28 protein-coding genes and 1 tRNA gene are annotated in these 26568 nt (G+C 73.3%); 15 read left to right on the top strand and 14 right to left on the bottom strand.

The window, feature by feature from the left end; genetic code table 11:
* Positions 1-170: 170 nt before the first annotated feature.
* Positions 171-440, bottom strand: coding sequence for a hypothetical protein (locus Sya03_RS18480; protein WP_203939547.1), 270 nt, complete (start codon positions 438-440; stop codon positions 171-173).
* Between the two features lie 25 nt (positions 441-465).
* Positions 466-1347, bottom strand: a complete 882-nt coding sequence (gene mca / locus Sya03_RS18475; protein ID WP_203939546.1) for a mycothiol conjugate amidase Mca — start codon at positions 1345-1347, stop codon at positions 466-468.
* 111 nt (positions 1348-1458) lie between these two features.
* On the opposite strand from mca, the gene Sya03_RS18470 reads away from it, so the two are divergent.
* Both Sya03_RS18470 and greA read left to right on the top strand, forming a co-directional pair.
* Positions 1459-1881: a DUF4307 domain-containing protein gene (locus Sya03_RS18470; RefSeq protein WP_203939545.1), complete on the top strand. Its 423-nt coding sequence runs from the start codon at positions 1459-1461 to the stop codon at positions 1879-1881.
* A gap of 86 nt (positions 1882-1967) precedes the next feature.
* On the top strand, positions 1968-2459 hold the full coding sequence (greA, locus tag Sya03_RS18465) for a transcription elongation factor GreA (RefSeq protein ID WP_203939544.1): 492 nt from the start codon (positions 1968-1970) through the stop codon (positions 2457-2459).
* Positions 2460-2509: 50 nt separating this feature from the next.
* On the opposite strand, the gene ilvA is transcribed toward greA, so the two are convergent.
* The 4 genes from ilvA to Sya03_RS18445 all read right to left on the bottom strand — a co-directional run bounded on the left by ilvA (position 2510) and on the right by Sya03_RS18445 (position 7123).
* The gene (ilvA, locus tag Sya03_RS18460) at positions 2510-3748 is read right to left on the bottom strand and encodes a threonine ammonia-lyase (RefSeq protein WP_203939543.1); all 1239 of its coding nucleotides are present in this window, start codon (positions 3746-3748) and stop codon (positions 2510-2512) included.
* Positions 3745-4506, bottom strand: coding sequence for a DUF4328 domain-containing protein (locus tag Sya03_RS18455; RefSeq protein WP_203939542.1), 762 nt, complete (start codon positions 4504-4506; stop codon positions 3745-3747). The genes ilvA and Sya03_RS18455 overlap by 4 nt, the downstream gene beginning before the upstream one ends.
* 73 nt (positions 4507-4579) lie before the next feature.
* Entirely contained in the window at positions 4580-5965 is a 1386-nt protein-coding gene (locus Sya03_RS18450) for an amidase (RefSeq protein WP_203939541.1), read from the bottom strand.
* 15 nt (positions 5966-5980) lie between these two features.
* A complete protein-coding gene (locus Sya03_RS18445; RefSeq protein WP_203939540.1) occupies positions 5981-7123 on the bottom strand; it encodes a cystathionine gamma-synthase in 1143 nt (380 codons plus the stop codon).
* A 22-nt stretch (positions 7124-7145) separates the two neighbouring features.
* Between Sya03_RS18445 and Sya03_RS18440 the strand changes: the two genes are divergently transcribed.
* The 3 genes from Sya03_RS18440 to Sya03_RS18430 all read left to right on the top strand — a co-directional run bounded on the left by Sya03_RS18440 (position 7146) and on the right by Sya03_RS18430 (position 10979).
* A complete protein-coding gene (locus Sya03_RS18440; protein ID WP_203939539.1) occupies positions 7146-7565 on the top strand; it encodes an HIT family protein in 420 nt (139 codons plus the stop codon).
* Positions 7566-7615: 50 nt separating this feature from the next.
* Positions 7616-8275, top strand: a complete 660-nt coding sequence (gene msrA, locus Sya03_RS18435; RefSeq protein WP_203939538.1) for a peptide-methionine (S)-S-oxide reductase MsrA — start codon at positions 7616-7618, stop codon at positions 8273-8275.
* Positions 8276-8429: 154 nt separating this feature from the next.
* On the top strand, positions 8430-10979 hold the full coding sequence (locus Sya03_RS18430) for a chitinase C-terminal domain-containing protein (RefSeq protein WP_239107645.1): 2550 nt from the start codon (positions 8430-8432) through the stop codon (positions 10977-10979).
* A gap of 79 nt (positions 10980-11058) precedes the next feature.
* On the opposite strand, the gene Sya03_RS18425 is transcribed toward Sya03_RS18430, so the two are convergent.
* Positions 11059-11724, bottom strand: coding sequence for a type 1 glutamine amidotransferase domain-containing protein (locus Sya03_RS18425; RefSeq protein WP_203939537.1), 666 nt, complete (start codon positions 11722-11724; stop codon positions 11059-11061).
* A 208-nt stretch (positions 11725-11932) separates the two neighbouring features.
* Between Sya03_RS18425 and Sya03_RS18420 the strand changes: the two genes are divergently transcribed.
* The 5 genes from Sya03_RS18420 to Sya03_RS18400 all read left to right on the top strand — a co-directional run bounded on the left by Sya03_RS18420 (position 11933) and on the right by Sya03_RS18400 (position 16390).
* Positions 11933-12253: a hypothetical protein gene (locus Sya03_RS18420; RefSeq protein ID WP_203939536.1), complete on the top strand. Its 321-nt coding sequence runs from the start codon at positions 11933-11935 to the stop codon at positions 12251-12253.
* 83 nt (positions 12254-12336) lie between these two features.
* A complete protein-coding gene (locus Sya03_RS18415) occupies positions 12337-13770 on the top strand; it encodes a CYTH and CHAD domain-containing protein (RefSeq protein ID WP_203939535.1) in 1434 nt (477 codons plus the stop codon).
* A gap of 29 nt (positions 13771-13799) precedes the next feature.
* Positions 13800-14714, top strand: a complete 915-nt coding sequence (ppk2, locus tag Sya03_RS18410) for a polyphosphate kinase 2 (RefSeq protein WP_203939534.1) — start codon at positions 13800-13802, stop codon at positions 14712-14714.
* A 261-nt stretch (positions 14715-14975) separates the two neighbouring features.
* Positions 14976-15875 (top strand): ribonuclease Z, encoded by a 900-nt coding sequence (locus Sya03_RS18405; protein ID WP_203939533.1) that lies wholly within the window; start codon positions 14976-14978, stop codon positions 15873-15875.
* The gene (locus Sya03_RS18400) at positions 15872-16390 is read left to right on the top strand and encodes a GNAT family N-acetyltransferase (protein WP_203939532.1); all 519 of its coding nucleotides are present in this window, start codon (positions 15872-15874) and stop codon (positions 16388-16390) included. Before Sya03_RS18405 ends, Sya03_RS18400 begins: the two co-directional genes overlap by 4 nt.
* 209 nt (positions 16391-16599) lie before the next feature.
* Here Sya03_RS18400 and Sya03_RS18395 read toward each other — a convergent pair whose 3' ends face one another.
* Positions 16600-16800 carry a hypothetical protein gene (locus tag Sya03_RS18395; RefSeq protein WP_203939531.1) on the bottom strand — a complete coding sequence of 67 codons (201 nt, stop codon included), beginning with the start codon at positions 16798-16800 and terminating at the stop codon, positions 16600-16602.
* 197 nt (positions 16801-16997) lie between these two features.
* Between Sya03_RS18395 and Sya03_RS18390 the strand changes: the two genes are divergently transcribed.
* A complete protein-coding gene (locus tag Sya03_RS18390) occupies positions 16998-17885 on the top strand; it encodes a S1C family serine protease (protein ID WP_239107644.1) in 888 nt (295 codons plus the stop codon).
* 215 nt (positions 17886-18100) lie between these two features.
* Here Sya03_RS18390 and Sya03_RS18385 read toward each other — a convergent pair whose 3' ends face one another.
* Both Sya03_RS18385 and Sya03_RS18380 read right to left on the bottom strand, forming a co-directional pair.
* The gene (locus Sya03_RS18385) at positions 18101-19477 is read right to left on the bottom strand and encodes a cystathionine beta-synthase (protein ID WP_203939529.1); all 1377 of its coding nucleotides are present in this window, start codon (positions 19475-19477) and stop codon (positions 18101-18103) included.
* 20 nt (positions 19478-19497) lie between these two features.
* Positions 19498-19854 (bottom strand): YkvA family protein, encoded by a 357-nt coding sequence (locus Sya03_RS18380; RefSeq protein WP_203939528.1) that lies wholly within the window; start codon positions 19852-19854, stop codon positions 19498-19500.
* A 52-nt stretch (positions 19855-19906) separates the two neighbouring features.
* Here Sya03_RS18380 and Sya03_RS18375 point away from each other — a divergent pair, with 52 nt between their 5' ends.
* The 4 genes from Sya03_RS18375 (at position 19907) to Sya03_RS18360 (ending at position 23721) form a co-directional block, all read left to right on the top strand.
* Entirely contained in the window at positions 19907-20317 is a 411-nt protein-coding gene (locus Sya03_RS18375; RefSeq protein ID WP_239107643.1) for a PPOX class F420-dependent oxidoreductase, read from the top strand.
* A gap of 115 nt (positions 20318-20432) precedes the next feature.
* On the top strand, positions 20433-21581 hold the full coding sequence (locus tag Sya03_RS18370) for an SGNH/GDSL hydrolase family protein (protein ID WP_203939526.1): 1149 nt from the start codon (positions 20433-20435) through the stop codon (positions 21579-21581).
* Between the two features lie 58 nt (positions 21582-21639).
* Positions 21640-22443: an SGNH/GDSL hydrolase family protein gene (locus tag Sya03_RS18365; RefSeq protein WP_203939525.1), complete on the top strand. Its 804-nt coding sequence runs from the start codon at positions 21640-21642 to the stop codon at positions 22441-22443.
* Between the two features lie 33 nt (positions 22444-22476).
* Positions 22477-23721 carry an acetyl-CoA C-acetyltransferase gene (locus tag Sya03_RS18360; RefSeq protein ID WP_203939524.1) on the top strand — a complete coding sequence of 415 codons (1245 nt, stop codon included), beginning with the start codon at positions 22477-22479 and terminating at the stop codon, positions 23719-23721.
* Here Sya03_RS18360 and Sya03_RS18355 read toward each other — a convergent pair.
* The 4 genes from Sya03_RS18355 to Sya03_RS18340 all read right to left on the bottom strand — a co-directional run bounded on the left by Sya03_RS18355 (position 23718) and on the right by Sya03_RS18340 (position 26554).
* Complete coding sequence (locus Sya03_RS18355; RefSeq protein ID WP_203939523.1) at positions 23718-24029, bottom strand: hypothetical protein; 312 nt, start codon at positions 24027-24029, stop codon at positions 23718-23720. The genes Sya03_RS18360 and Sya03_RS18355 overlap by 4 nt on opposite strands.
* 96 nt (positions 24030-24125) lie before the next feature.
* The gene (locus tag Sya03_RS18350) at positions 24126-24956 is read right to left on the bottom strand and encodes a Bax inhibitor-1/YccA family protein (RefSeq protein WP_203939522.1); all 831 of its coding nucleotides are present in this window, start codon (positions 24954-24956) and stop codon (positions 24126-24128) included.
* A 108-nt stretch (positions 24957-25064) separates the two neighbouring features.
* Positions 25065-25145, bottom strand: a tRNA-Leu gene (locus Sya03_RS18345).
* A 74-nt stretch (positions 25146-25219) separates the two neighbouring features.
* A complete protein-coding gene (locus Sya03_RS18340; RefSeq protein WP_203939521.1) occupies positions 25220-26554 on the bottom strand; it encodes an NAD(P)/FAD-dependent oxidoreductase in 1335 nt (444 codons plus the stop codon).
* Between the last annotated feature and the right edge of the window lie 14 nt (positions 26555-26568).

The raw sequence follows: 26568 nt of genomic DNA, 5'->3' as shown, positions 1-26568 counted from the left end.
GCGATACGTCGACATCGCTGGCAACCCCTTTCCGCGCAGGGTCGAGCACGTTGTGGTGCCCCCGGCGGGAAGGCTAAGCCAATCCGCCTGTCCACAACAGGTCTTGACGGATGGCTTTGGGCGTCAATCGTCGCTGAAGATCCGAGTGGGTGAATTGGCGGACGGGGCCGTCAGCTGCCCGTCCGCCGCGCACGCTCCTCGGCGCTGGGCTCCGCGGGGGCCTCCGCGGACGGCTCGTCGAGCGCGCTCGCGTCGTCGGGCGCCGCGGGCGGCTCGTCGACGGGGAAGCGGTCGGGCAGGCGGCGCAGCCGCGCGTTCATGTTGCGGATGAGCAGCACCGTCGCGACCGCCATGAGAACGATGATGAACAGGCCCATGGGACCCATCAGGGAGCCCTCGCGGGTGTCCCCGAAGTTGTTCACGGCCAGCAGGTCGGTCATGGCCTCCACGGTACGCCGCCGCGCGTCACCGGGCGTGCGCGGTCTCCCGCACGCCGGCGAACAGGTCGGACTCCGGCAGCGGGCTGTCGACCAGCGAGCGGGCCAGCTCGAAGTCCTCCGTGGGCCACACCCGGCGCTGCAGCTCCAGCGGCACGTGGAACCAGAAGCCGTCCGGGTCGACCTGGGTGGCGTGGGCGCGCAGCGCGTCGTCGCGCACCTCGAAGTACTCGCCGCACTCGACCCGGGTGGTGACGCGGTCGCCGCGGTCCTCGCGGTCCGCCCACTTCTCCAGCATCTCCGCGTACGGCGACTCCAGGCCCTCGGCGAGCATGCCCTCGTGCAGGGCGAGCATGCGCGCCTTCGTCCAGCCGGCGTTGTAGTACAGCTTCAGCGGCTGCCACGGCTCGCCCAGCTCGGGGTGGAAGTCGGGGTCGGCGGCGGCGTCGAACGCCACGACGCTGATCTTGTGGCACATGATGTGGTCGGGGTGCGGGTAGCCGCCGTTCTCGTCGTAGGTCGTGATGACCTGCGGCCGGAACTCGCGGATGAGCTTGACCAGCGGCAGCGCGCCCTCGATCGGGTCGACCAGGCCGAAGCAGCCGTCGGGCAGCGGGGGCAGCGGGTCGCCCTCGGGCAGGCCGGAGTCGACGAAGCCGAGCCACGCCTGCTCGACGCCGAGGATCGCCCGCGCCTCGTCCATCTCGGCGCGGCGGATCTCGCTGATGTTCTCCCACACCTCGGGGCGGTCGAGCTTCGGGTTGAGCACGCTGCCGCGCTCGCCACCCGTGCAGGTCGCCACCAGGACCCGCACTCCCTCGGCCACGTACCGCGCGGTCGCCGCGGCACCCTTGCTCGACTCGTCGTCGGGGTGCGCGTGCACCGCCATGAGGCGCAACTGCTCAGCCACTGCTTCTCCTCCATCGGACCCGGCGCAGCGTACATCCCGCGGGCTGCGAAGATGGGTCGTGCGCCATTCTGGCCGACCCCACCGACAAACAACCGCACGGACGGGCCTCCGGTGACCGAGACACCCGCCACAGCCCCGGTATTCCCGCCGGGCCGCTACGGCCGCCGCCGCGCGCCGCGCACGGCCCGCCGCTGGCTGCTGCCCGCGCTGGTGGCGCTGGTCGCGCTCGCCGGCGTGGGGGTCGGCTGGCGGATGTACACCCAGTTCGGCGACCCGGTGTACGACGCCGAGGTGATCCGCTACACCGGCATCACCGACACGTCCGTCACGGTCGACTTCCGCGTCACCGTGCCGCCGGGCGGGTCGGCCGAGTGCGGGCTGCGCGCCCGCTCGTACGACGGCGCCGACGTGGGGCGCACCCGGGTCGTCGTCACCGCCGAGCCCGGCGAGCGCCGGGCCGTCGCCCGGCACGTCGTGCCCACCACCGCGCGGCCGTTCATCGGCGAGGTCGTCGCCTGCCGGGCCGCCGGCTGACCCCGTTCGGTCGCCGGGCGACTACCGGGCCGCTGGTAAGGTTGGTGATTCGATCCAATCGCCCGCCCGTCCCCCGAGGAGCCCCCGTGTCCAAGTCCGAGCCGCAGACCTGGCTCTCCCAGGACGCGTACGACCGGCTGCAGGCCGAGCTCGACGAGATGATCGCCAACCGCCCCGTCATCGCCGCGGAGATCAACGCCCGCCGCGAGGAGGGCGACCTGCGCGAGAACGGCGGCTACCACGCCGCGCGTGAGGAGCAGGGCAAGGCGGAGGGCCGCATCCTCTACCTCAAGGAGCTGCTGCGCACCGCCCAGGTCGGCGAGGCGCCGACGGCCGACGAGGTCGCGCCGGGCACCGTCGTCACCATCTACTTCGACGACGACGCCTCCGACACCGAGACGTTCCTGCTGGGCTCGCGCGAGATCTCCGCGACCACGGACCTCACCGTCTACAGCCCGGAGTCGGCGCTCGGCAAGGCCATCCTCGGCAGCCGCGCCGGCCAGACCGTGACGTACACGGCCCCCAGCGGCGCCGACATCAAGGTCACCGTCGTGAAGTTCGAGCCGTACGGCGCCTGACGCGTGCGATCCGAGGTCCCGCCGGCCGGTGCCGGCGGGACCTCGCCGCATCAGGCGCCCGTGTTGGCCGTGACCCGGTAGCCGGCCTCGCGCAGGGCGCCGATGAGCACCACCGAGTGGTCCGGCCCGCGGGTCTCGACGCTGAGCGCCACCTCGACCTCGCCGAACTCCAGCCCCGGGTGCTGCCGCGAGTGCTCGACGTCGACGACGTTGGCCTGCAGCTCCGACAGCCGGCTCAGCAGCCGGGCCAGCTCGCCCGGGCGGTCGGCGCAGCGCACGGTGAGCCGCAGGAACCGGCCGGCCGCGGACAGGCCGTGCTCGATGACGCGCAGCAGCAGCATCGGGTCGATGTTGCCGCCCGACAGCACCGCCACCACCGGGGTGTCCACCTTGGCCGCGCCGCTGAGCAGGGCGGCGATGGCCACCGAGCCGGCCGGCTCGACGACCAGCTTGTGGCGTTCCAGCACGGTCAGCAGCGCCTGCGAGATGTCCTCGTCGGTGACCGTCACGATGTCGTCGACGAGCGCCGCGACGTGCGCGTAGGTCAGCTCGCCGGGGCAGCCGACCGCGATGCCGTCGGCGATGGTCGTCATCGTGGGCAGCTTCAGCGGGTGCCCGGCGGCCAGCGACGGCGGGAACGACGCCGCCCCGGCGGCCTGCACGCCGATGATCCGCACCCCCGGCTTGAGGGCCTTCACGGCGACGGCCAGGCCGCTGACCAGCCCGCCCCCGCCGATGCCGACGACGACGGTCTCCACCTCGGGGCACTGGTCGATGATCTCCAGGCCGACGGTGCCCTGCCCGGCGATGATGTCGCGGTGGTCGAACGGGTGGATCAGCGTCGCGCCGGTGCGCTCGGCGAACGCCTGCGCCGCCACCAGCGCGTCGTCGACGGTGCTGCCCGCGTACTCGATCTCGGCGCCGTAGCCGCGGGTGGCCGCGACCTTCGGCAGCGGCGCCCCCTCCGGCATGAAGACGGTGGCCCGCGCCCCGAGCAGGCCGGCGGCGAGCGCCACCCCCTGGGCGTGGTTGCCGGCGCTGGCGGCGACCACGCCGCGGGCGCGCTCGGCGTCGGTGAGCCGCGAGATGCGCAGGTACGCGCCGCGGACCTTGTACGACCCGGCCCGCTGGAGGTTCTCCAGCTTCAGCCAGGCGGGGACGTCGTCGAGCACGGCGGACAGCGGCCGGGACCGCTCCATCGGCGTGACGCGCACGACCCCGGTGAGGACCTCCCGTGCCGCCTCGATGTCGGCGAGGGTCAGCAGGTCGGCCGGTACGGCTTCAGTCATGCCCCGATCGTCGCACCCGGCGGGGGCGGCGGCGGCACGGTCGTGCCGGGTGTCAGCAGCGGGACCGCCCCGGCGGTGTGGGCGTCCTGCGCGGCGCTGATCCGCCGCACCATGACGGCCAGGCAGGCGCCGGCGGCGGCGTAGAGCCCCAGCGCGACGGCCGCGCCGAGCACGGCGCCGCGGTAGGCGTGCGCGGTGGGCTCGCCGGCCGCCGCGGCGGCCACGGACTCGACGGGCTGGGCAAGCAGCCACGCCGCCCACCACCACTTCAGCAGGGCGGGGGTGGTGGCGCTCTGGAAGGTGGTGCGGGCCGCGCCGGCGACCGCCCGGTACGGCACGAACAGGTTGGCGATCGGCACCAGCCAGCCGGCGATCGCCCAGCCGCCGCCGATCGGGGTGTCGGCGTACCGGTACTGGTGCTCCGCGTTGGTGACCACCCGGTACGTCCACACGATCACGAGGACGCCGGTGACGAGCATGACGACGAGGACCGGCAGGGCCGCCAGCCCCTCGGCGAACAGGAACGTGTCGAGGGTGCCGGGGCCGGCGCCGGACGACGCGGCGATCCACACCGCGAGTGTCCCGGCGAACGACACCGCCTGCAGCGCGACGGCCACCGCCAGGGCGGCGGCGACGACGGTGCCGAGCGTGCGCACCGGGTACGCCGCGCGGGCAGGCGTGTAGGAGACGGGCGCGGCGCAGCGCGGGCACGCCCACGCGCCCACGGGCAGCGTGGAGCCGCAGGACCGGCAGAACATGGTGTGGAACCCCCGTGGTCGTGAATGCTCACGGGAATGTAGGCGATGGGCGCGCCCGCGCGCAGTCCCGTCGTTACAGCGCCGCCGACACCCGCGGCCAGCCGGGGGCGTGCCGCGGCCACGGGTTGGCCATCTCGAACTGGCCGGCGACGCCGAGCAGGGTCAGCTCCGAGCCGGGGGGCCCGGTCAGCTGCACGGCGAGCGGCAGGCCGTCCGGGCGGATGCCGACGGGCACCACGATCGACGGCAGGCCGGCGATGTTCCACGGCGCCGCGTACGGGGCGTAGCGCATCGAGCCGAGCAGGTTGGTCCGCCACGAGCCGCCGGCCCAGCCCTCGGCGCGCGGCGGGGTGGCGGCCAGCGCGGGGGTGAGCAGCAGGTCGACGGCGCGGTCGGTGAAGAACCCGATCGAGCGCTCGCGCCAGCCGGCCCGGTCGCTCTCGCGGACCATGCCGCGGTTCCACGCCCACCGGCCGGCCCGGATGTGCCGGCGGGTGCGGGGCTGCAGGGCGCGGACGTCGAGCTGGGCGGACTCGCGGTAGGCGGCGGCGAACCAGGTGGCGAGCCCGGCGAGGCCGAGCTTCGCCGGGTAGACGGGGTCGGCGGTGATCGCGCTGTGCCCGGCGCCGACGAGCAGCTTGGCCGCGGTGGCGACGGCCTGCCGGTTCGGCTCGTCCGGGCGGATGCCGTTGACCGGCGAGCGCAGCGACACGGCGACCCGCAGCCCCGACGGCGGCACCAGCTTCTCCGGCCGCCGGCCGGCCAGCACGGCGAAGCCGATGGCGGCGTCGGCGACGGTGGTGGCGAGCATGCCGTGCTCGGTCAGGTCGAACCAGTTCTCCACGCCCAGCTTGCACGGCACGACGCCGCGGCCCGGCTTGAGCCCGACGAGCCCGCAGCAGGCGGCCGGGATGCGGATGGAGCCGAGCCCGTCGTTGCCGTGCGCCAGCGGCACCAGCCCGGCGGCGACCGCGGCGGCGGCGCCCCCGGACGAACCGCCGGGCGTGCGGTCGGTGTCCCACGGGTTGCGGGTGGGGCCGTCCGGGTCGTCGGTGACCGCCCACAGGCCCATCTCGGGCATGCGGGTGGTGCCGAGCACGACGGCGCCGGCGCCGCGCAGCCGCCGCACCACCTCGTCGTCCTCCTCGGCGACGGCGGTGGCGGCCGCGGCGGAGCCGTTGAGGATCGGCAGGCCGGCCACGGCGGTGTTCTCCTTGACCGCGACCGGCACCCCGGCGAGCGGCAGGTTCGCCAGGTCGTCCTGCTCGTCGACCTTCTCGGCCTCCACGATGGCCTCGCCGCCGCGCACGGTGCGGAACGCCGCCAGCTCGGCGTCGAAGACCCCGATGTGCTCGAGGTGGTCGGCGACGACGGACGTGGCGGAGACGTCGCCGCGGCGCACCCCGCGGGCGATCTGCTTGGCCGTCGCGCCCACCCAGGTCGACACGAGGTCTGCCACGGTTACCTCCCGAGCTCAGCCCAGCGCCTGCTCCAGGTCGGCGAGCAGGTCGTCCACGGACTCGATGCCGACAGACAGTCGCACGAGATCGGCGGGCACTTCAAGCGGCGAGCCCGCGGCGCTCAGGTGTGTCATCTGCCCGGGGTGCTCGATGAGCGACTCGACCCCGCCGAGCGACTCGGCGAGGGTGAACACCTTGGTGCTGTTGCAGATGCGCACGGCCTGCTCGGGGCCGCCCGCGGCGCGGAACGAGATCATGCCGCCGTACGCCGACATCTGCTTCGCGGCGGTCTCGTGGCCGGGGTGCGACTCCAGGCCCGGGTACAGCACCTGCGCCACGGCCTCGTGCTGCGCCAGGTACTCCACGACCCGCTCGGCATTGCGGCAGTGCCGGTCCATCCGCACGCCGAGGGTGCGGATGCCGCGCAGGGTCAGCCACGCGTCGAACGGGCCGTTGACGGCGCCCATCGCGTTCTGGTGGAAGGCCAGGTCCTCGCCGATGCCGGCGGCCGCGGCGATCAGCGCGCCGCCGACCACGTCGGAGTGCCCGCCCAGGTATTTGGTGGTGGAGTGGACCACCACGTCGGCGCCGTGCGCGATCGGCTGCTGCAGGTACGGCGACGCGAACGTGTTGTCGACGACGAGCATGCCGTCGTACTCGTGCGCGAGGGTGGCCAGCGCGGCGATGTCGGCGATGCCGAGCAGCGGGTTGGTGGGCGTCTCGGCCCAGATCAGCCGGGTGTGGTCGGGGCGGAACGCCGCCCGCACGGCGTCGAGGTCGCCCAGCGGCGCGGCCGTCCAGTCGATGCCCCACTTCTCGGCGACCTTGCTGAACAGCCGGAACGTGCCGCCGTACGCGTCGTCCGGGATGAGGACGTGGTCGCCCGGCCGGCACAGCGCCCGCAGCAGGGTGTCCTCGGCGGCCAGGCCGCTGGCGAACGTGAGGGCCCGCTGCCCGCCCTCCAGCGCCCGCAGGCACTCCTGCAGCGCGTCGCGGGTCGGGTTGCCGGAGCGGCTGTACTCGTAGCCCTCCCGGGGCGCCCCGACGGCGTCCTGCGCGTACGTGCTGGTCTGGTAGATCGGCGGCACGACCGAGCCGGTACGCGCCTCCGGTTCCTGACCGGCGTGGATGGCGAGTGTGTCGAAGCCGTACGTCATGGTTCGAGGCTAGTCTCCCCCGATGGCTGGTTGCTTGTTCTGCGGCGTGGTGGCGGGCGGGGTGCCCGCCTTCCGGGTGGCGGACACCCCGGACGGGGTCGCCTTCCTCGACATCCGCCCGGTCTTCAAGGGCCACGTGCTGGTGGTGCCGCGCCCGCACGTCGACGACCTGCCCGGCCTGCCGGGCGAGCTGCTGCCGGGGTTCTTCGCCCTGGTCCGGCGGCTGGCGGCGGCGGTACCGGACGCCCTGGGCGCCCAGGGCACGTTCGTGGCGATGAACAACGTGGTGTCGCAGTCGGTGCCGCACCTGCACGCCCACGTCGTCCCCCGGACGAAGGGCGACGGGCTGCGCGGGTTCTTCTGGCCGCGCACGCGCTACGCCGACGACGCCGAGGCCACCGGGTACGCGGAACGCATCGCGGCGGTCCTGGCCGGCGGGTAAGACTTGGACCGCGGCCGGTGTTGCAACCAGCGGACGAAGGGAAGAGTCGCATGTTCTTGCGCAACAAGAAGGTCGAGCTGGTCACCGTCGACAACGCGCTGCCCGGCCGCAGCGTCGAGATGCCCGTCGCCGACCGGCACACCGTCCTGGGCACCCCGCTGCGGGGCCCCTGGCCGGCCGGCCACCAGGTCGCCGTGTTCGGGATGGGCTGCTTCTGGGGCGCCGAGCGCATCTTCTGGCGCCTGCCGGGGGTCTACTCGACCTCGGTGGGCTACGCGGGCGGCGTCTCGCCGAACCCGACGTACGAGGAGGTCTGCTCGGGCGGCACCGGCCACGCCGAGGTGGTCCAGGTCGTCCACGACCCGGCGAAGGTCTCCTACGAGCAGCTGCTGAAGGCGTTCTGGGAGAACCACGACCCGACCCAGGGCATGCGCCAGGGCAACGACGTGGGCACTCAGTACCGCTCGGCGATCTACACGACGACCGACGAGCAGCAGCGGGTGGCGCAGCAGAGCCGCGAGCTGTTCCAGCCGGTGGCGACCCAGGCCGGCTACGGCGCGATCACCACCGAGATCGCCAAGCTCGGCACGTACTTCTACGCCGAGGACTACCACCAGCAGTACCTGTCCGACGCGAAGAACCCGGGCGGCTACTGCAACCACGGCCCGAACGGCCTGACCTGCCCGATCGGGGTGGCGCGCACGGCCTGACGGTCCGCTGCCGAGCGCGGCCCGCGTCCCGTCCGGGGTGCGGGCCGCCGACTTTTGGTCGGCAGGGCTCTTTACTGTTAGGAATGTTTACTTCATATTGTTGATCAGGCGCTACCGCAGCACCTTCTGCCCCCTCCGCCACGGGAGCCTCCTGATGAACAAACGCACCACTTTGTCCTTGTCGGCCGCCGCGGTGGTCGCCGCCGCCCTCGTCGCCATACCGTTCACCGCGTCCGCGGAGACCGAGCAGCCCGACTGCCGGCCCGACGGCCTCGCCGCCACCGCCGGGGTCGCCACCCCGTACTGCCTGGCGTACGACACCGACGGCCGCGAGAAGCTGGGCGCCGACCACGGCCGCCGCATCATCGGCTACTTCACCGGCTGGCGCACCGGCGCCAACGGCCAGGCGAAGTACCTCGCCTCGAACATCCCGTGGGACAAGGTCACCCACATCAACTACGCGTTCGCGCACGTCGACGCGCAGAACAAGGTCTCCGTGGGCGCCGACAACGCCACCAACCCGGCGACCGGCATGAGCTTCCCCGGCGTCCCCGGCGCCGAGCTCGACCCGAGCCTGCCGTACAAGGGTCACTTCAACCTGCTGACCAAGTACAAGAAGCAGCACCCCGACGTGAAGACGCTGATCTCCGTCGGCGGCTGGGCCGAGACCGGCGGCTACCTGGACGGCGAGAACCGCGTCGCCAGCGGCGGCTTCTACACGATGACGACCAACTCGGACGGTTCCGTCAACCAGGCCGGCATCGACACGTTCGCCACGTCCGCCGTCGACTTCATCCGCAAGTACGGCTTCAACGGCGTCGACATCGACTACGAGTACCCGACGTCGATGAAGGACGCCGGCCACCCGGACGACTTCGCGATCAGCAACGCCCGCCGCGCCGGCCTCAACCGCAGCTACAACGCGCTGATGAAGACCCTGCGCGACAAGCTGAACGCCGCGTCGGCCCAGGACGGCAAGTACTACATGCTCACCGTGGCGGCGCCCTCCTCGGGCTACCTGCTGCGCGGCATGGAGAACTTCGCCAGCCTGCAGTACCTCGACTACGTCAACATCATGTCGTACGACCTGCACGGCGCCTGGAACGAGTACGTCGGCCCGAACGCGTCGCTGTTCGACGACGGCAAGGACGCCGAGCTCGCCCAGGCCGGCGTCTACACCGCCGCCCAGTTCGGCGGCATCGGCTACCTGAACACCGACTGGGCCGCCAAGTACTTCCGCGGCGCCATGGCCGCGGGCCGCATCAACATCGGCGTGCCGTACTACACCCGCGGCCACCGCAACGTCACCGGCGGCACCAACGGCCTGTGGGGCAAGGCCCGGTCCACCGGCACCTGCCCGAAGGGCACGACGGCCTGCGGCGACGGCGCGGTCGGCATCGACAACATCTGGCACGACGTCGAGAACGGCAAGGAGGTCGGCGCCGGCTCCGGTCCGCTGTGGCACGCCAAGAACCTGGAGAAGGGCATCGCCGGCAGCTACCTCGGCGAGTACAACCTCAGCGCGTCGAACCTCACCGGCACGTACACCCGGCACTACAACTCCACGCTGGTCGCGCCGTGGCTGTGGAACGACTCCAAGAAGGTCTTCCTGTCCACCGAGGACGAGCAGTCGCTCGGCGCCAAGGCCGACTACGTCGTCAACCAGGGCCTCGGCGGCGTCATGATCTGGGAGCTCGCGGGCGACTACGACTTCTACGCCGACCGCAACGGCGGCAAGGGCGAGTACTACATCGGCGACACGCTGACCACGCTGCTCTACGACAAGTTCAAGTCGGCGTCGAAGCCGGGCGCGCTCAAGGCCACCCAGGCCATGCCGGCCGACATCCTGGACGTCAAGGTGGACCTCGTCGAGTACGCGCTGGGCGACAGCAACTACCCGATCAACCCGAAGATGCGGATCACGAACAAGTCGACCACCACGATCCCCGGTGGCGCCGAGTTCCAGTTCGACTACCCGGTCGCCGCGCCCGCCAACATGTCGGACCAGTCCGGCAGCGGCCTGAAGATCATCCGCAGCGACCACACCGGCAACAACGTCGGCGGCCTGAAGGGCACGTTCCACCGGGCGTCGTTCACCATCCCGGGCTGGCAGAGCATCGCGCCGGGCGGCACGATCGACATCACCGTCGTGTACCAGCTGCCCATCGGCGGCCCGTCGAACTACACGGTGACCTTCGGCGGCAAGTCGTACGCGCTCAGCACCGACAACCCGCGCGGCGCCGGCGGCGGGGTCGTCCCGACCAGCCCCACCGCGAGCGTGTCGACCAGCACGTCGGCCAGCGCCTCGGCGTCGCCCAGCCCGTCCACCGGCACCTGCGCGGCGGCGGCGTGGGACCGCACCAAGGTCTACACCGGCACCAACCTGGTGTCGTACGGCGGCCGCACCTGGAAGGCCCAGTGGTGGACGCAGGGCGACCAGCCCGGCACCAACGCCGTCTGGCTCGACCAGGGCGCCTGCGCGGGCGAGCCCAGCCCGAGCGTGAGCGTGAGCGTCTCCCCCAGCGCCAGCGTCACCCCGAGCACCCCCACCACGTGCTCCGGCCCGGCGTGGGACCGCGGCAAGGTCTACACCGGCGCCAGCGGCGAGGTGACCCACAAGGGCCACCGGTGGACCGCCCGCTGGTGGACGCAGGGCGACGAGCCCGGCACCAACGAGGTCTGGCGCGACCTGGGCGCCTGCTGACCCCGTAGCAGTCCGGCGACACACCGCCGGGGCGGACGCACGACGCGGCCGCCCCGGCGGTTGCCGTTCGGGGGCCCGGTCAGGCCAGGGCGCGCAGCATCTCCTCGGCCACGCCCGCCGACGACGCCGGGTTCTGGCCGGTCACCAGGTTGCGGTCGACGACGACGTGCGGCGCCCACGGCTCCGCCACGACCACGTCGGCGCCCAGACCGGCCAGCCGGTCCTGCAGCAGCCACGGCGCCCGGGGCGCGAGCCCGCCCTGGGTCTCCTCCGCGTTGGAGAAGCCGGTCAGCCGGTACCCCGCGAACGGCGACGCGCCGTCCGCACCGGTGGCCAGCAGCGCGGCCGGGCCGTGGCACACCACGCCCAGCGGGCGGCCGGACGCCAGCGCCTCGCCGAGCAGCCGGCCGGACTCCGCGTCGGTGGCGAGGTCCTCCATCGGGCCGTGCCCGCCCGGGTAGTACACGGCCGCGTAGTCGCCGAGCCGGACGTCGGCCAGCGCGATCGGCCGGCGCAGCTCGGTCATCGCCTCGACGGCCGTGGCGACCGTGTCGTCGGTGAGGCTGCCGTCGTCCACGGTCGGCACGACGCCACCGGGGGTGGCGACGACGACCTCGTGCCCGGCGGCGGTGAACGCCTCGTACGGGACGGTCACCTCCTCCGCCCAGAAGCCGGTGGGGTGCCTGGTGCCGTCGGCGAGGGTCCAGTGGTCGGCGCCGGTCAGCACGAAAAGAATTCTCGACATGCCCCGACGGTATGCCGCCGGACGCGCGGTGCCGACCGCCGTCGCCGCGCGGCTCGTGCGAGCAGCCCGGAGCCGGTCCGGCAACCTCTCCGACGGGTGATCCACCTTCAGGGGATTTCGGCTCCCGGAGATCGACAACCGCCGACCCGCCCGCCCAGACTTGACGAAGCGATGGCAGGTGAAAGGGGCGGGAACGGGGAGGTCTGCGATGGCGAGATTCAACAATCCGGACGAGCGTGACGCCTGGGCACTGGCGGAGTCGCTCATCGATCGGGGCCGCGCGATGATGCGCAAGGCCGAGGGCGCGCTCGAGACGTTCATGGTCGGCAAGGAGCTGAACCGGCAGCGGTGCATCCGCCGCGGCATCGGCGACACCGACGCCGAGATCCGCTGGGCGGAGACGGCGAACGCGAAGAAGGCGCTGGCCGACAACAACTTCCACGTGACCCAGGCGATGATGTACTACGGCGCCGCCGCGGCCCACTACTCGCGGGCCCTCTACCTGCGCAGTCACGGCGGGCAGGGCTGACAGCGCGGTCGCGGCCGGTGGCCGCGGCCGCGCGCCCGCCGGTGGGGCGGATAACCGCCGCCGCGCCGGGGAAAGGTCCCGGTATGGAGACCGCCATCGAATCCGAGCGCAAGTACGACGTCCCGGCCGACTTCGCGCTGCCCGCCGTCGACGGCACGGGCGAGCCGGCGACGCACGAGCTGGAGGCCACCTACTTCGACACCCCGGACCTGCGGCTGGCGGCCCACCGCATCACGCTGCGCCGGCGCACCGGCGGCACCGACGCCGGGTGGCACCTCAAGACGCCCGGCGACGGCGCGGCCCGGGTCGAGCACCGGCTGCCGCTCGACCGGTCGGCGGACGGGGTGCCGGCGGAGCTGCTGGCGCCGGTGCGCGCGGTGGTGCGGCGCCAGGAGGTGGCGCCGGTGGCGCGGCTGCGCACCCGGCGCGTCGAGACGCCCGTCCGGGACGCGGCGGGCCGCACGCTGGCGCTGATCGCCGACGACACGGTGGACGCGGAGGCGTACGGCGAGGCCCAGCACTGGCGCGAGGTCGAGGTCGAGCTGGTCGAGGGCGGGCCGGAGGTGCTGGAGGCGGTCGAGCGGGCGCTGCTGGCGGCCGGCGCCACCCCCGCCGCCGGGCCGTCGAAGCTGGGCCGGGTGCTCGGCGGGCGCGTCCCGGCTCCGGACCGCCCCGCGCTGTCCGCGCGCGGCACGGTGGCGCAGGTCCAGCGGTACGCGCGGGAGCAGCGCGCCGCCCTGGTGGCGAACGACCCGGGCGCACGGGCGGGCGACGAGGACGCCGTGCACGACATGCGGGTGGCGATCCGGCGGCTGCGCAGCACCCTGAAGACGTTCCGGTCGGTGTGGCCCGCCGACCGCGCGGGCCGGCTGCGCGACGAGCTGAAGTGGCTCGCCGGGCCCCTGGGCGCGGTGCGCGACGCCCAGGTGATGCGCGGGCGGATGGACCGGCTCACGGGCGACTTCCCGGCCGCGCACGACCGGCTCACCCACGGCCTCGCCGACGACCTCGACCGGGGCCGCCGGGAGCTGACGGAGGCCCTGGAGGGCGACCGCTACCTGACGCTGCTCGACGAGCTGGACGCCGCCGTCGACGGCCCGCCCGCCGTGGGCGCCGGCCGGGTGCGGCGCCGGGCCCGCAAGGCGCTGGTCCGCGCCGACGAGCTGCTCGCCGAGGCCGACGAGCGCACCGGCGACGACCGGGACCCGCACCTGCACGAGGCGCGGAAGGCGTACAAGCGGGCCCGGTACGCGGCCGAGGTGTTCGGCAAGCCGGGCCGGCGGCTGGCCAAGGCGCTCACCGGGCTGCAGGACGTGCTCGGCGAGCACCAGGACGCGGTGATCACCGGCCAGCTGCTGCGCGAGCACGCGGGCCGGGCGCACGAGGCCGGCGAGAACGGCTTCGACTACGGGGTGCTGCACGAGCGGCAGCGGCGGGCCGGCGAGCGGGCGCTGGAGGGACTGGCGGCGGCCCGGCGCGCCGCATCCCGCCGCAGGATCCGGCGTTTCCTCGGATGATGTGCGCGCCGGCCGGGTAGTCCCCTCCCATGACGGACACCCCCACCGCGCTGCCCAACCTCGGCGACTACCGGGTGGAGGCCGACGACGACGACGACCCGGTCCTCTTCAACGCCGACGGCTCGCCCGTGGACACCTGGCGCGAGGACTACCCGTACGACGAGCGGCTCTCCCGCGACGAGTACGACCAGCAGAAGCGGCTGCTCCAGATCGAGCTGCTGAAGCTCCAGAAGCACATCCAGGCGAACGGCCAGCGCCTGATGATCTTCTTCGAGGGGCGGGACGCGGCCGGCAAGGGCGGCACGATCAAGCGGTTCATGGAGCACCTCAACCCGCGCGGCGCGTCGGTGGTGGCGCTGGAGAAGCCCACCGACCGCGAGTCGTGCCAGTGGTACTTCCAGCGCTACATCAAGCACCTGCCCGCGGCCGGCGAGATCGTGCTGTTCGACCGGTCCTGGTACAACCGGGCCGGCGTCGAGCGGGTCATGGGCTTCTGCGACCGGGTCGAGTACCTGGAGTTCATGCGGCAGGCCCCCGACCTGGAGCGGATGCTGGTGCGCTCGCAGATCCGGCTGGTGAAGTTCTGGTTCTCGGTGTCCCGCGCCGAGCAGCGCACCCGGTTCGCGATCCGGCAGGTCGACCCGGTGCGGCAGTGGAAGCTCTCCCCGATGGACCTGGAGTCCCTCGACCGCTGGGACGACTACACCGAGGCCAAGGAGGCGATGTTCTTCTACACCGACACCGCCGACGCCCCGTGGACGGTGGTCAAGAGCAACGACAAGAAGCGGGCCCGGCTGGAGGCCATGCGCCACGTGCTGAACCTGTACGAGTACGACGACAAGGACGAGGACGTGGTCGGCCGACCCGACCCGAAGATCATCGGTCCCGCCTCGGTTGTGGTGGAAGGCACCGAAATGTCCCCCCGGGTGTTTCCGCGCCTCTAATCCCGTTGTCGACGCCCTGTGGCGGAGCTAAATTGGCCGTACACGTGAAGGGAGGTGGTCCGAAGTTGTATAGCAACGGGACTCGTGAGGTGGCTGTCCGCTAGCCGCTGTCCTCGACAGCTTCGTACGCAATAACGTCGAGACCGTGTGGCAGCGGTGCGGCGAATACCAGACATGCCACCCGACCCCCGGGGTTCCGGCCTAGTCCGACCGGACCACGCCGCTCCGCGGCGCGGAAGACCCCGGGGGTCGCTTCATCTCATGCGCGAACTGATCATCCTCGGCACCGCCAGCCAGGTGCCCACGCGCCACCGCCACCAGAACGGCTACGTCCTGCGCTGGGGCCGCGACACCGTCCTGTTCGACCCGGGCGAGGGCGCCCAGCGCCAGATGCTGCTGGCCGGCGTGTCCGCCACCGAACTGACCCGCATCTGCATCACCCACTTCCACGGCGACCACTGCCTCGGCCTGCCCGGCGTGCTCCAGCGCATCTCCCTGGACCGGGTGCCGCACCAGGTCGACATCTCCTACCCGCTGGGCGGGCGCAAGTTCCTCAAGCGGCTGCGCAAGGCCAGCAGCTTCGTCGACCACGCCCGCATCGGCGCCCTGCCGGTCGTCGACCACACCGCCATCGGGCTCGCCGACGGGCAGCTGCGCGCGCGGCGCCTGCGGCACCCGATCGAGACCTACGGCTACCGGTACGACGAGCGCCCCGCCCGCCGCATGCTGCCCGACCGGCTCGCCGCGCACGGCATCGCCGGGCCCGCCGTCGGCGAACTCCAGCGCGCCGGCCGGCTCGGCGACGTCACCCTCGACGACGTCAGCGTCCCCCGGCCCGGCCAGAGCTTCGCGTTCGTCATGGACACCGGCCTGTGCGACGCCGTGTACGACCTCGCCGCCGGCGCCGACATGCTCGTCATCGAGTCGACGTTCCTCGCCGAGGACGCCGCGCTCGCCGAGCAGGTCGGCCACCTCACCGCGGGCCAGGCCGCCCGGGTCGCCGCCGAGTCGGGGGTACGCACCCTCGTGCTCACCCACTTCTCCCAGCGCTACCCCGACCCGGGCCGGTTCGCCGACGAGGCCCGCGAGCACTTCACCGGCGACCTGGTCGTCGCCGAGGACCTGATGCGCGTCCCGGTTCCGCCGAGGGTCCTCGCGTGAGCGTCGTCCTGCGCCCCGTCGCCACTCACGCCGACCTGATGGCGGTCGGCGCGCTGCACCTGGCGTCGCGCGCGTCCGCGTACGCCGGGCTGATCCCCGCCGGCGCGCTCGCCGCCACCCCGGCCGCGGCGATGGGCGAGTGGTGGGCGGAGCGGTGGCGCTGGGAGGCGGACACGCACCGGCTCACCGTCGCCGACGACGGCGGCACGATCGTGGGCTTCACGTACACCGGCCCCAGCGAGACCCCCGGCGCGGCCGAGCTGTACGGCATCCACGTGGCGCCGGACCGGGTGGGCAGCGGCGTCGGCCGGCTGCTGATGATCTCGGCCCTGGAGCAGCTGCGCGCGCACGGCGAACCGCGGGCGGTGCTGTGGGTGCTCGAGGGCAACGCGCGCGCCCGGCGCTTCTATGAGCGGGGCGGCTGGGTGGACGAGGGCGTCGCCCGCACCGGGCACGTGGGCAGCGCCCCGACGGTGCAGCGGCGCTACGGAAAAGAGCTGGGCGGGAGTACGTGACCGGTGTGAATGCGGGGGAACCTGCTGGTCACGTACTCCCGCCCGCCGTACCCGCCCGAACCGGGGGATGACGCCTGGCCGGAGGCGTCGCAGGTCGGCGGAGGCAAGCCGACCTTCCAGTGTGTGGGCGGGTTTGGGGCGCGGGATGCCGGGTGCTGGCGGGGCACCGCGGAATCAACCGCCGGGATCATTCGTCTGTGTGGCGGGGGTCAGACCCCCGCGCGGCGCCCGGTGGGCCGGGTCCGGTCGCCGAACCACCCGCGGTTCGCCGCGGGGCGCCCCCGCCGGTCGCCACCGGCGGTGCGTTCCTCGCGACCCACCACGTGGTGGACGCTGTTCAGGTCGTGCCGGCTGGTGAGCTCCGCCCACCACCGCGAATCCTCGGCGTCGTCGTGGTCTCCGTTGACCATTCCCTCCCCCTCAGCTCGTCTCATGGAAGTCAACCGCGATGTGCAACTTCCCGGTCGGACGGACTGTGCGACTGCGCGCTTTCGCTGTGGGCGGACGTCACCCGGGCATGCCCGGGGCGCGGGCACGCGTTGCGAGCTGCATGGATACCGAACACACGGACGTGGATGCGCAGGCCCTCGACGCGTACAGCCGTGTCGTGACGGGTGTCGCCGCCTCCCTGCTGCCGAGCGTGGCGGCGCTGTCGGTGCGGGGCCCGCGCGGCGCGGGCGCCGGCTCCGCCGTCACGTTCACCGACGACGGCTTCCTCCTCACCAACGCCCACGTCGTCCAGCACGCCTCCGGCGGCGAGGCCACCTTCGCCGACGGCACGGACGCCCGCTTCGACGTGGTCGGCGCCGACCCCCTGTCGGACCTGGCGGTCGTCCGCGTCCACCACGCCGGCGGCCCGGCCGCCCCGCTCGGCGACGCGGACACCCTCGTCATCGGCCAGCTCGTCGTCGCCGTCGGCAACCCGATGGGCCTGGCCGGCTCCGTCACCGCGGGCGTCGTCTCCGGGCTGGGCCGCAGCCTCCCGGCTCGCGACGGCCGCCACGTGCGCGTCATCGACAGCGTCATCCAGACCGACGCCGCCCTGAACCCGGGCAACTCCGGCGGCGCGCTGGCAAACTCGGCCGGCACGGTGGTCGGCATCAACACGGCCGTCGCCGGCTACGGCCTGGGCCTGGCCGTCCCCATCAACACGACCACCCGCCAGATCATCGGCGACCTCGTCGCCACGGGCCGCGTCCGCCGCGCCTGGCTCGGCGTGGCCGGCGTCCCCGTCCCCCTCCCCCCGCCCCTGGCCACCCGCCTCCACCAGAAGATCGGCCTGCGCGTCGTCGAGGTCGTCCCGGACAGCCCCGCCGGCACCGCCGGCATCTACCTGGGCGACATCCTGGTGACGGCGGGCGGCCACCCCACCCAGGACGTCCAGTCCCTGCAACGCCTCATGCTGGGCCAGACCATCGGCACCCGCCTCCCCCTGACAGTCCTCCGCCGCAACGCCCTGGTGGACGTCATAGCCACCCCCACAGAACTGCAATAAAAAGCCGCCCCACCACACCGACGACAGCGACCACAGAAGGTTTGCAAGGAGCGCGGCGACGCAGCCCACGAGCCGCCCCAGAGTCGGTTTTGCCGCGTTCGTGCCGGGAGCCTGAGGAGACGGCGGCGCAGCCGCTCGTCCCCGGAAGGCTCCCGGCACGAACACCAAGGCGGCAAAACCCCGCCGTAGCGAAGCGAAGGCCAGAGACGTGGAGGCTACGGGTGCGCCGCCCCCACGTGCGCCAGCAGATCCTGCCGGGTCAGGACCCCGGCCGGCTTGCCATCGATGAGGACCATCGCCGCGTCGGCGTGCTCCAGCAACGTCACCGCCTCCCCCACCGGCTGCCCGCCGCCGATCATCGGCAGCGGTTCGGCCATGTGGCGTTCGATGGTGTCGTGGAGGTGGGCCTGGCCGGTGAACAGGGCGTCCAGGAGGGCCTTCTCCGCGATGGATCCGGCGACCTCGCCGGTGACGACCGGGGGTTCGGCCTTGAGGACGGGGAGTTGGCTGACGCCGTACTCGCGCATGTAGTCGATGGCGTCGCGGACGGTCTCGGTGGGGTGGACGTGGACCATCGGGGGGATGGTGCCGTCCTTGGCGCCGAGTGCGTCGGCGACGGTGGGGTGGCCGTCGGCGCCGGTGTCGAGGAAGCCGTAGCGGGCCATCCAGGTGTCGTTGAAGATTTTCGACAGGTAGCCGCGGCCGCCGTCGGGGAGCAGGACGACGACGACGTCGTCGGGGGCGGCGCGGCGGGCGGCGTCGAGGGCGGCGACGACGGCCATGCCGCAGGAGCCGCCGACGAGGAGGCCTTCCTCGCGGGCGAGCCGGCGGGTCATCTCGAAGGACGCCTTGTCGGAGACCTCGATGATCTCGTCGCAGATGTCGCGGTCGTAGGTGGTGGGCCAGAAGTCCTCGCCGACGCCTTCGACGAGGTAGGGCCGGCCGGTGCCGCCGCTGTAGACGCTGCCTTCGGGGTCGGCGCCGATGATGCGGACGTCCGGCTTCTGCTCGCGCAGGTAGCGGCCGACGCCGCTGACGGTGCCGCCGGTGCCGACGCCGGTGACGAAGTGGGTGATGCGCCCGGCGGTCTGCTCCCAGAGTTCGGGGCCGGTGTCCTCGTAGTGGGAGCGGGGGTTGGCGGGGTTGGCGTACTGGTCGGGTTTCCAGGCGCCGGGGATCTCGCGGGCGAGGCGGTCGGAGACGTTGTAGTAGGAACGGGGGTCCTCGGGGGCGACGGCGGTGGGGCAGACGACGACTTCGGCGCCGTAGGCCTTGAGGACGTTGCGCTTGTCCTCGCTGACCTTGTCGGGGCACACGAAGACGCACTTGTAGCCGCGGGTCTGGGCGACGAGGGCGAGGCCGACGCCGGTGTTGCCGCTGGTCGGCTCGACGATGGTGCCGCCGGGCGCGAGCAGGCCGGCCTTCTCGGCGTCCTCGACCATCCGCAGGGCGATGCGGTCCTTGACGGAGCCGCCCGGGTTGACGTATTCGACCTTGGCGAGGACGGTGGCGGCGATGCCCTCCGTGACGGAGTGGAGCCGCACGAGCGGGGTGTTGCCGATCATCTCGACGACGTTGTCGTAGTAGCGCACGCCGCCAGCCTAACGACCCCTCAGGTGACGACGTGCCCGGGAATGACCGCGGCGCGCCGCTGCTCCCACTCGATGAAGCGTTCGGTCTCGGACAGGACGCTGCCGGCGAGCCATGCGACCATGAGGGCGTCGTCGGCGAGGCCGAACAGGGCGAGGAACAGTTCGGGGACGACGTCGACGGGTGAGGCGACGTAGGCGGTGGCCGCGACCATGAGGGCGACGCGCATGCCGCCGTCGTACTCGCCCTTGGCGGTGGCCTTGAGCATGCGCGGCAGGGCGGCGAGCCGCTTGCCGAGCGACGGGCCGCCCCGGGCGCCCGCGAACAGTGCCTTGCCGAGCGCGGAGAACGCCGCCGCTCGTCTGAGTGTCTTCGCCATCTGCCCCGCCTCCTTCTCGCCCATGGTGACCGGTTCGCGCCAGGATGGACTGATGGAGATCAGTGAGGCGCTCGAGGTGGTACGTACCCAGAGCAACGCGGTCCTAGCCACGGCGCGGCGGGACGGACGGCCGGCGATGACGCCGGTGAACGTGGCGGTGGACGAGGCGGACCGGCTGGTGGTGAGCAGCCGGGAGGCGGCGTTCAAGGTGCGCAACCTGCGGCGGGACCCGCGGGCGTGGCTGTGCGTGCTGCCGGACGGCTTCTACGGGCGGTGGGTGCAGGTGGAGGGCGAGGCGGAGATCGTGTCGCTGCCGGAGGCGATGGAGCCGCTGGTGGCGTACTACCGGGCGATCTCGGGTGAGCACCCGGACTGGGACGACTACCGGGCGGCGATGGAGCGGGAGCGGCGGGTGCTGATCCGGATCACGCCGACGGCGGCGGGACCGTCCCGGGCGGGGTGATAATCCGGGCAAAACCGAAGCCCTTCGGTGGATCTCCGGGTGTCGCCGGTACGCGCTAGCCTTCTAGTCCGCACCATCACGAGGGAAACGTCCGACGGTTCTCGGGGGCGAAGTCGTGCAGCGAACGCAGGGCCGGGCAGCAACGGCGCGCCGGGTGGCCAGGGCCGCCGCGGGCGCGACCGGCGTGTCCGTCGCGCTCGCGGCAGCCGGCGCCGGGGTGCTGCTCGGCCAGGCCCACCAGGCGCGGCGCATCATCCCGCAGGCCGAGGCGCCGCCGCCGCGCGGTGACGGCGTCTACGGCCCGCGGTTCCCGGGGCGGCCGATCAGCATGGTCATCCTGGGCGACTCGTCGGCGGCCGGCTACGGGGTGCACCGCCCGCGGGAGACGCCGGGGGCGCTGCTCGCCACGGGCGTGTCCCGCCGCCTGCGCCGCCCGGTGCGGCTGCGCCGGCTGGCCGTGGTGGGCGCGACGTCGGCGGGGCTGCCGTACCAGGTGGAGGCCGCGCTGGAGCACCGGCCGGACGTCGCCGTGATCGTGGTGGGCGGCAACGACGTGACGCACGCGTCGGCCCGCGCGGCCGCGGTGCGGCACCTGGCGGACGCGGTGCGCCGGTTGCGCGCGGCGGGCGCCGAGGTGGTGGTGGGCACCTGCCCCGACATCGGGGCGATCCGGCCGATCAAGCCGCCGCTGCGCTGGCTGGCCCGGCACTGGAGCCGCCAGCTGGCCGCCGCGCAGACCGTCGCGGTGGTCGAGGCGGGCGGCTGGACGGTGTCGCTGGGCGAGCTGCTGAGCGCCCGCTTCGTCGCCGACCCGGTGCGCATGTTCAGCGCCGACCAGTTCCACCCGTCCGCCGAGGGGTACGCCCGGGCGGCCGCGGGCCTGCTGCCGACCGTGATGTCGGCGCTGACGGCCGGCGCGGCGGGCCGGGGCGGCGCGGTGCCGTCGGGCGTGGAGGGGGTGCGCAGCCTGCCGCAGGCGGCGAAGGAGGCCGTGAAGACGGCGGGCACCGAGATCCACGCGGCCCGCGTCGACGGGCGCGACCGCGGCCCGGCGGGGCGCTGGGCGATGCTGCGCCGGCACCCGTGGTTCGAGGGGCGGCTGCGCCCGCCCGCCGCCGTGGGAGTCACCGCCGTCGTCGAGGGCAACGACACCGGCGGCGGCGCCCCGGCGACGCCCGGGGAGGCGCCGCCGCTGCCGGCGCCCGCCGACCACCCGGTCCCGGTGTCCACCGATCCGGACGGCGACGGCGGAACGCATGACTGAGCGGACGACCGGGAAGTATCGGCAAGATGAGCTTCGTACCGATGATCGGGGAGGCGGCATGAGCAACGTGGCGGGACGCATCGGCAGGGCGACGCTGACCACCCTCATCGCGGGAACCGTGGGCGGCGCCGCGCTGCTGGCCGGCGAGGCGATCGCCGCCCGCACCCGCCGCTACGCCAAACCGACGATGGGGCTCGCCCTGCGCACCTCGATGGGCCCGTCGTCGGCGCCGCAGCTGCGGCTGGTGCTGCTGGGTGACGCGGCCGCCCTGGGCGTCGGGGTGGAGTGGCTGGCCGACACGATCGGCGGCCAGCTGGCCCGGCTGCTGGCCGAGGGTGAGGGCGGCGCGCAGCGCCACGTGCTGCTGTCCAGCGTCGGCGTGGCCGGCTCCCGCTCGACGGACCTGGCGACGCAGGTGGCGCGGGCGCTGCTCGGCGAGAAGCCCGACGTGGCGGTCATCCTGATCGGCGCCAACGACGCGACCGGCTTCCGCAGCCCGGAGGACGCGGCGGGCCACCTCGGCGCGGCCGTGCGCCGGCTGCGCGGGGCGGGCGTGCAGGTGGTCGTGGGCACCTGCCCGGACCTGGGCGCGGTGCGCTCGATCGCCGTCCCGCTGCGCCAGCTCACCGGCTGGCAGGGCCGCCGGGTGGCGCGGGCGCAGGCGGACGCGGTGCGCGAGGCCGGCGGCACCGTGGTCGACCTGGCCGAGGAGACGGGCGCGGTGTTCCGGGCGGACGCCGGGACCCTCTGCTACGACGGCTTCCACCCGTCGGCGGACGGCTACCGCGTCTGGGCGCACGCCCTGTACCCGGCGGTGTCGGCGGCGGCCGCGGCGGCCGGAAAGCCCTCGAAGCAGGAGTAGCCCGCGGCCTTACCGGTGAGTAACATCGTCGGCATGCCGGAAGCCGTCATCGTCGCCACCGCCCGCTCCCCCATCGGCCGCGCCGGGAAGGGCTCGCTGCGCGAGCTGCGCCCCGACGACCTCGCCGCGACGATCGTCGACGCCGCGCTCGCCAAGGTGCCGCAGCTCGACCGCACCCTCATCGAGGACCTCTACCTGGGCTGCGGCCTGCCCGGCGGCGAGCAGGGCTTCAACATGGCCCGCGTGGTGGCCACCCTGCTCGGCCTCGACGGCCTGCCCGGCGCCACCGTCACCCGCTACTGCGCGTCCTCGCTGCAGACCACCCGCATGGCGTTCCACGCCATCAAGGCGGGCGAGGGCGACGTGTTCGTCTCCGCCGGCGTCGAGACGGTTTCCCGGTACGCGCGCGGCAACAGCGACGGCCTGCCGCCCGAGGCGGCCGCGCTCGTCGGCGGCGGCTGGCAGAACCCGCGCTTCGCCGAGGCCCGCGCCCGCACCGAGCGGCGCGCCCAGGGCGGCACCACCTGGCACGACCCCCGCGCCGACGGCGAGCTGCCCGACATCTACGTGACGATGGGCCAGACCGCCGAGAACCTCGCCCAGGCGTACGACGTCAGCCGCGAGGACATGGACGCGTTCGGCGTGCGCAGCCAGAACCTTGCCGAGAAGGCCATCGCCGACGGCTTCTGGGAGCGCGAGATCACGCCCGTCACCACCCCGTCCGGCGCGGTGGTGTCGGTGGACGACGGCCCCCGCCCCGGCGTCACCCTGGAGGCCGTCGCCGCCCTCAAGCCCGTCTTCCGCCCCGACGGGCGCGTCACCGCCGGCAACTGCTGCCCGCTCAACGACGGCGCCGCCGCGGTCGTGGTCATGAGCGACACGAAGGCCCGCGAGCTGGGCATCACCCCGCTGGCGCGGATCTTGTCCACCGGCGTCACCGCCCTGTCCCCCGAGATCATGGGCCTCGGGCCGGTCGAGGCCACCCGCCAGGCCCTGGCCCGCGCCGGCATGACCGTCGACGACGTCGACCTGGTCGAGATCAACGAGGCGTTCGCCGCCCAGGTGGTCCCGTCGTACCGCGAGCTCGGCCTGCCGCTCGACAAGGTCAACGTGATGGGCGGCGCGATCGCGGTCGGCCACCCGTTCGGCATGACGGGCGCCCGCATCACCGGCACGCTGCTCAACGCCCTCGACTGGCACGACAAGGCCATCGGCCTGGAGACGATGTGCGTCGGCGGCGGCCAGGGCATGGCCATGGTGCTGGAGCGCCTGAGCTAGAGCAGGCGGCGGGTCTCCAGGACGTCCGCCGCGGCGTCGGCGAGCACGGCCGGGTCCGCGCCGGCCAGCACCAGGTCGGCCGCCATCACGCGGACCTGGTCGGCCAGGTTCTGCGGGCCCAGCCGGGGCACCTCCCGGCGCGGCTCGCCCTCGGCGTCGGCGGCCCGGTCGGCGAGGCGCTGCACCAGGCCGAACACGCGCTCGGCCCGGGTCCCGCCCGACGGCAGGGCCGTCGACCAGCGGGGCAGCTCCCAGTGGGCCACCTGCGCCACCAGCCGGTCCACCGCGGTCGTCAGCTCGTCTGCCACGGCCCGCACCCTAGCAACCGCCGCACCCACCGCCCGGGAACGGCGGAGCGCCCGCCCCGGCACAGCCGGAACGGGCGCTCCTCGGACGCGGAACGGTCAGTCGTCGCCCTGGAAGTAGCTGAGCAGGCGCAGGATCTCCAGGTACAGCCAGACGAGGCTGACGAGGATGCCGAACGCGCAGGTCCAGGCGTACTTCGCGGGCAGGCCCATGCGGACGCCCTCTTCGACCTCGTTGAAGCTGAGGATGAAGCTGAGCGAGGCGACCACGATGCAGATGAGGCTGAAGCCGATGCCGAGGACCCCGCCGTCGCGCAGGCCGGTGTTGAAGCCGAACAGCGAGAGCACCAGGTTGATCAGCATGACGGCGAAGAGGCCGCCCATGACCGCGATGAGGCCGCGGGCGAACTTCGGCGTGGCCCGGATGGCGCGGACCTTGTAGAGCACCGCCATCAGGAAGAACACGCCGAACGTGGCGACGACGGCCTGGAGCACGATGCCGTCGTAGAGCGACTCGAAGAACTTGCTCGCCATGCCGACGAAGACGCCCTCGACGACCGCGTAGGTCAGGACGAGCGCCGGGTTGGCGATGCGCATGAACGAGATGACCAGGCCGAGGACCAGACCCAGGATGGCGGCGCCGAAGAAGGCCGGCCCGGCCACGGCGTCGGGGATCAGGTTCCAGGCGGCCACGGCGGAGATGCCGGTGACGCCGAGCAGGGTGACCGTCTTGACCACGACGTCGTCGATCGTCATGGGCTGGACGGTGGGGGGTGCGGCCGGGAAGCCGCCGTCGGCGGTCGGGTACGGCTGACCGTAACCCGGCTGACCGGTGGCCGGCCCGTACGGGCCCGCCGGGGCGTACCCGGCCATCCGCTCCCGCTCGGCCGCCTGGCCGAGTCGCGAGAGCACCGGGTTCGAAGTCTTCACTGCAAGAGCCTCCCTCAGCAGGGTGAACGCACGTGAACGTGCCCTACCAGCGTACGGGAGTCAGCCGAGCCTGTGGATCCCGGAAGCTGTGAACAGCCTGAGAGGGGGTGCCCGGGGCGGGTCTCGAACCCGCACGCCTTGCGGCAGCCGCTTTTAAGGCGGCCGTGTCTGCCGTTCCACCACCCGGGCGACAGGGTGTCCTGACACCGTAGCGGGCACGGCGAAGCCCGGCGACCACCGGCCGCCGGGCTTCGTCGCGGGCGTCAGACGCCGACCTTCTCCGGGATCTCCGGCGTGACGTGGGTGAACTCGTCGCGCGGGGTGTGCAGCTGGCCGAGCGCGACGACCTCGCGGCGCAGCAGGAACGCCAGCGTCCAGTCGGCGACCACGCGCACCTTGCGGTTGAACGAGGGGATGCGGCTCATGTGGTACGTGCGGTGCATGAGCCAGGCGGGGAAGCCCTTGAGCTTGACGCCGTAGACGTTGGCGACGCCCTTGTACAGGCCGAGGCCCGCGACGCTGCCGACGTACTTGTGGCGATACTCCTTGGGCTGGCCGCCGTGCACGACCATCGCGATGTTGTCGGCCAGGACGGCGGCCTGGCGCACCGCGTGCTGGGCGCTCGGCGAGCACCAGGCGCCCGGCGGCTTGGTCAGGTCGGGCACCTGGGCGCAGTCGCCCGCGCTCCACGCCCCGTCGAGGACCCGGTCGCCGTCGGCGACCTGCAGGGTCGGCAGGCACGTGACGTGGCCGCGGGGGCCGAGCGGCAGGTCGGTGCGCTCCAGCATCGGCGACGGCTTGACGCCGGCCGTCCAGACGACCGTCTCGGACCGGAAGGCGTCGCCGTCGCTGAGCTTGACGAGGCCGCCGACGCAGGACTCGAGGCGGACCTCCAGGCGCAGGTCGATGCCGCGGGCGGCGAGCTGGCGGGCCGCGTACGCGCCCATGCTGGCGCCGACCTCGGGCAGGATGCGGCGGGTGGCCTCGACGAGGACGAACCGAACCTCCTCCTGCCGCAGCTCCGGGTAGTAGCGCAGCGCCGAGCGGACCATGTCCTCCATCTCGGCGAGGGCCTCGATGCCCGCGTAGCCGCCGCCGACGAACACGAACGTCAGCGCGGCCCGCCGGAACGCCTCATCGGGCGTCACGGCCGCCACGTCCAGCTGGTCGAGGATGTGGTTGCGCAGGTAGATGGCCTCGCCGATGGTCTTGAAGCCGATGCCGCGCTCGCGCAAGCCGGGGACCGGCAGGGTGCGCGACACGGAGCCCGGGGCCACCACGATGTGGTCGTAGCGCATCTCGGTGGCGGGGCCCTCGATCGGCTGGATCGTCACCGTCTTGCGGGCGTGCTCGATCCGGGTGACCTCGCCGGAGACGATGCGGCACTTCTTCAGCTCGCGGCGCAGCGGCACGACGGAGTGCCGCGGCGAGATGTTGCCGGCCGCCGCCTCGGGCAGGAACGGCTGATAGGTCATGTGGGGTTGAGGGTCGACGACGACGACCTCGGCGCGTCGAGGGCTGAGCTTCTTCGACAGGCGCAGGGCCGCGTACAACCCGACGTGACCGGCACCCACCACAAGGATCCGCTGCGGACTCACGAGAGGAATCCTTC

It is taken from the genome of Spirilliplanes yamanashiensis (genome assembly GCF_016863475.1).
GTDB lineage: Bacteria > Actinomycetota > Actinomycetes > Mycobacteriales > Micromonosporaceae > Spirilliplanes > Spirilliplanes yamanashiensis.
Note: the sequence above shows the minus strand (reverse complement) of the source record. Positions and strands in the feature narration are given on the sequence as shown.

Bases quoted from the DNA above. Each gene is read 5' to 3' on its own strand.
- Sya03_RS18375 (WP_239107643.1), top strand. From the start codon at position 19,907: ATGGAGATCAGTGAGGCGCTCGAGGTGGTACGTACCCAGAGCAACGCG.
- msrA (WP_203939538.1), top strand. From the start codon at position 7,616: ATGTTCTTGCGCAACAAGAAGGTCGAGCTGGTCACCGTCGACAACGCG.
- Sya03_RS18430 (WP_239107645.1), top strand. From the start codon at position 8,430: ATGAACAAACGCACCACTTTGTCCTTGTCGGCCGCCGCGGTGGTCGCC.
- Sya03_RS18360 (WP_203939524.1), top strand. From the start codon at position 22,477: ATGCCGGAAGCCGTCATCGTCGCCACCGCCCGCTCCCCCATCGGCCGC.
- ilvA (WP_203939543.1), bottom strand. From the start codon at position 3,748: ATGACTGAAGCCGTACCGGCCGACCTGCTGACCCTCGCCGACATCGAG.
- Sya03_RS18365 (WP_203939525.1), top strand. From the start codon at position 21,640: ATGAGCAACGTGGCGGGACGCATCGGCAGGGCGACGCTGACCACCCTC.
- Sya03_RS18425 (WP_203939537.1), bottom strand. From the start codon at position 11,724: ATGTCGAGAATTCTTTTCGTGCTGACCGGCGCCGACCACTGGACCCTC.
- Sya03_RS18380 (WP_203939528.1), bottom strand. From the start codon at position 19,854: ATGGCGAAGACACTCAGACGAGCGGCGGCGTTCTCCGCGCTCGGCAAG.
- Sya03_RS18395 (WP_203939531.1), bottom strand. From the start codon at position 16,800: ATGGTCAACGGAGACCACGACGACGCCGAGGATTCGCGGTGGTGGGCG.
- Sya03_RS18480 (WP_203939547.1), bottom strand. From the start codon at position 440: ATGACCGACCTGCTGGCCGTGAACAACTTCGGGGACACCCGCGAGGGC.
- ppk2 (WP_203939534.1), top strand. From the start codon at position 13,800: ATGACGGACACCCCCACCGCGCTGCCCAACCTCGGCGACTACCGGGTG.
- Sya03_RS18445 (WP_203939540.1), bottom strand. From the start codon at position 7,123: ATGACGTACGGCTTCGACACACTCGCCATCCACGCCGGTCAGGAACCG.
- Sya03_RS18405 (WP_203939533.1), top strand. From the start codon at position 14,976: ATGCGCGAACTGATCATCCTCGGCACCGCCAGCCAGGTGCCCACGCGC.
- Sya03_RS18440 (WP_203939539.1), top strand. From the start codon at position 7,146: ATGGCTGGTTGCTTGTTCTGCGGCGTGGTGGCGGGCGGGGTGCCCGCC.
- Sya03_RS18455 (WP_203939542.1), bottom strand. From the start codon at position 4,506: ATGTTCTGCCGGTCCTGCGGCTCCACGCTGCCCGTGGGCGCGTGGGCG.
- Sya03_RS18420 (WP_203939536.1), top strand. From the start codon at position 11,933: ATGGCGAGATTCAACAATCCGGACGAGCGTGACGCCTGGGCACTGGCG.
- Sya03_RS18415 (WP_203939535.1), top strand. From the start codon at position 12,337: ATGGAGACCGCCATCGAATCCGAGCGCAAGTACGACGTCCCGGCCGAC.